We start from the raw sequence: 2,599 nt of genomic DNA, 5'->3' as shown, positions 1-2,599 counted from the left end.
CTACAGTTCAAATGAATATATATCTCATTGAGTCACATACCAAGTTGCTTTGCCTTTTCCATGCTGAGTGATGTAACTATCCTTTACAAGATTAGATACATGCTTCTTTAAGGTACTTCGGTTTGCTTTAGTAATATTTTCTAAATCTTTCATTGTAAGACGTCCGTGTTTGCTAAGTAAAATTAATATTTAGCCAAAAGTGGTGGGAAACAGAGATTTAGCATTTTTTCACGTGACACCTTTTGATTAAGACAAGATTTTTTCTTTTGCAGTGATCTTAAGAAAAACATAAGCCATGGACTGAAGTCATAGTTACCAGTTTTTAAAGACTGTTGAGTACGACGCAAAGCTAAGTAATAACTTTCCTTGTTACTTTCAATTGCAGTTTCAAGAGAACTATAAGGTACGTATGTATATCCTAACTTTAGCAACAAGAAAGTTATAAGAATATGTGATAATCTTCCATTTCCACCTTGAAAGAAATGGATAGCTAAAAAAGTCACTATAAAGATACCAATAATTAATAGAGGGTGTAACGATTTCACTTCTAATTGCTGGCTAGTCCAATAGATAAGTTCTTGCATCTGTATCACTGTTTTGAATGAAGAAGATGTTTCAAAAATTATGCCTAAGCTTTTTCCAGATTTATCAAACGCTTCAACATGGTTGGGAAATTTCTTATATTCTCCCATATGCCTTTGATCTTTATGTGAAAATTGTAAAAATCAGATATGAAACTATTTTACAACGTTTTCTGTAAATGACATGTTTTCAAAATTTTGAAATACTTCTTCAAATACATATGTATATCTTGCTATTTCTTGTTCATTCCGAGAACGGAATGAGTATGTATCAAGCTTGGGTAGTAATCGTTCAACTTCACGATCTGATAGTTTTGCTCCCTCAATACGGGTAGAAGAACCGATACTTTCAATTGTTGCAATTTCTTTGAGCATTTGTAAACGCTCTGGAGCTAAGTTACCAAATAATTCCCATTCTCCTTTAAATTCATTAATTTCAGCATTTCAGATGCTATTACAATTTTTTGAAATGTAAAACATATCCGTATTTTTATCTAATTACGTCCGAAAATACCCTATTAGTAAATCATAAACCAAAAGAGCATACTAGAGAGTGAGTTTCATTAGGCGTGAGAGGCTATTTTATGTTAAAGTTAATATTTTGATAAAATTGTAAGAAAAACTACTAAGTTCCAGTGTTAGCTACTTACATGACATCACTTTAGCCTCAATGTTTGTACATTAGCCGTGCCCCTAAACGGATACACTAAGCGAGTATGTATAAAACATGCTCACGCTTATACTTCTGTAGAGCAAAAAATTTTAGTGGGATAAGTGACCAGGATCAAATTGGCGATCCACAAACTGACGCTCTACCAACTGAGTCACGCTCGAAAAGTACAAAATTTCGATACATCAGCACAGGAGTGTAAAATTTTTAACATACCAGCACAAAAAGTTAATTGACTATTTAAGTAGATTCTTTTACTTCAAACCGTATATAGTTTTAATTATATGTAAAATCTTGGAGCTTCTAATAAGTTCAGCATACGCGTTTATCGGTGATGTAATGCTTAACTTTATGCCTTATGTTTTTCCTATTCTTTCTCTAAAAGCAGCAGCAATCATCAATGGCCCTAGCAACTCATTTAAACCGGAACTAAATGTCAATAGCCTACACTCTTGGAGTATTGACTAGCATGTTGATATTGTCATTAATGCTATTAACATTACGTAACATAGGTCGTGCAGTGGACTGGGGTTTTCATACACAATCTCCTGTTTTTGTACTAATATTACTATATGTAATGTTTACAATAGGCTTATGTTTCTTTGGCTTGTTTGACATTCCTTTTATCTTTTCTCGTTTAGATGAAGCTAATGGTAGTTTTTTCAGTGGAACGCTTTTACTCTGGTTGTAGTTCCCTGCATTATACCTTTTATGGCACCTACCATAGGTTTTGCCTTTATTCAGTCATCAATACTTACTTTTATTAGTATTTTCTTATTTCTTGGCTTAGGTATTGTACTTCCATACTTCATTGTATCATTTTTCCTAACACACTTGAATTTTTACCAAAATCTAATGAGTGGACGGCAGCATTGAAGCATTTCCTACTCTCCTCTATATCTTTATCCATTATTTGGCTGTTTTGGATGTTGACCAAGGAGTGTCAAACACAGTACCTATACTAACTGGGCTTTTAAGCTTTGCATTTAACATATGGATATGGATTTTAACAACAGTATAAAGTCACCTATTAGACCCATTATTTCTAGACTATTCTTCCGTTTAACCTATTACTGTTCATCTTACCCAAGGCAGCACAAAAAGTTACCTTTCAGAGAAATTCACAAACCTAGAAAATAGATTTCTCTCAAATGATGAAATACTTTTATTCATGCTTTTACTATTACGGTAATCATATTGGACTTTTTACATAGTTCTAGAACTGATACCAATTCCCACTATACAGAAGGTGAATAGACAACAGTGGAAAAAAGTCATAATGTCATCCAATAGAAACAAAAAACTACTTGACAAGTTCCTCCAATATTATAACATTGAAGCTATTATT

The 2,599-nt window shown here is 32.9% G+C and carries 4 protein-coding genes; 1 reads left to right on the top strand and 3 read right to left on the bottom strand.

Annotation, left to right across the window (positions count from 1 at the left end; genetic code table 11):
- Nucleotides 1-24: 24 nt before the first annotated feature.
- Genes IHO13_RS05095 through IHO13_RS05085 form a run of 3 tightly spaced genes read right to left on the bottom strand, consistent with a single transcriptional unit; the run spans nucleotide 25 to nucleotide 956 of the window.
- On the bottom strand, nucleotides 25-153 hold the full coding sequence (locus IHO13_RS05095; protein ID WP_255586115.1) for a hypothetical protein: 129 nt from the start codon (nucleotides 151-153) through the stop codon (nucleotides 25-27).
- A gap of 29 nt (nucleotides 154-182) precedes the next feature.
- Nucleotides 183-692, bottom strand: a complete 510-nt coding sequence (locus IHO13_RS05090; RefSeq protein ID WP_225538570.1) for a Fic family protein — start codon at nucleotides 690-692, stop codon at nucleotides 183-185.
- Between the two features lie 45 nt (nucleotides 693-737).
- Nucleotides 738-956, bottom strand: a complete 219-nt coding sequence (locus IHO13_RS05085) for a Fic family protein (RefSeq protein WP_225538569.1) — start codon at nucleotides 954-956, stop codon at nucleotides 738-740.
- A 728-nt stretch (nucleotides 957-1,684) separates the two neighbouring features.
- On the opposite strand from IHO13_RS05085, the gene IHO13_RS05080 reads away from it, so the two are divergent.
- On the top strand, nucleotides 1,685-1,942 hold the full coding sequence (locus IHO13_RS05080) for a hypothetical protein (protein ID WP_225538568.1): 258 nt from the start codon (nucleotides 1,685-1,687) through the stop codon (nucleotides 1,940-1,942).
- The last annotated feature ends 657 nt before the right edge of the window (nucleotides 1,943-2,599 follow it).

Origin of the sequence: Wolbachia endosymbiont of Mansonella perstans, from assembly GCF_020278605.1 — a bacterium.
GTDB lineage: Bacteria > Pseudomonadota > Alphaproteobacteria > Rickettsiales > Anaplasmataceae > Wolbachia.
This window is presented reverse-complemented; position numbering and strand designations above follow the sequence as displayed.

Bases quoted from the DNA above. Each gene is read 5' to 3' on its own strand.
- IHO13_RS05095 (WP_255586115.1), bottom strand. From the start codon at position 153: ATGAAAGATTTAGAAAATATTACTAAAGCAAACCGAAGTACCTTAAAG.
- IHO13_RS05090 (WP_225538570.1), bottom strand. From the start codon at position 692: ATGGGAGAATATAAGAAATTTCCCAACCATGTTGAAGCGTTTGATAAA.
- IHO13_RS05085 (WP_225538569.1), bottom strand. From the start codon at position 956: ATGCTCAAAGAAATTGCAACAATTGAAAGTATCGGTTCTTCTACCCGT.
- IHO13_RS05080 (WP_225538568.1), top strand. From the start codon at position 1,685: ATGTCAATAGCCTACACTCTTGGAGTATTGACTAGCATGTTGATATTG.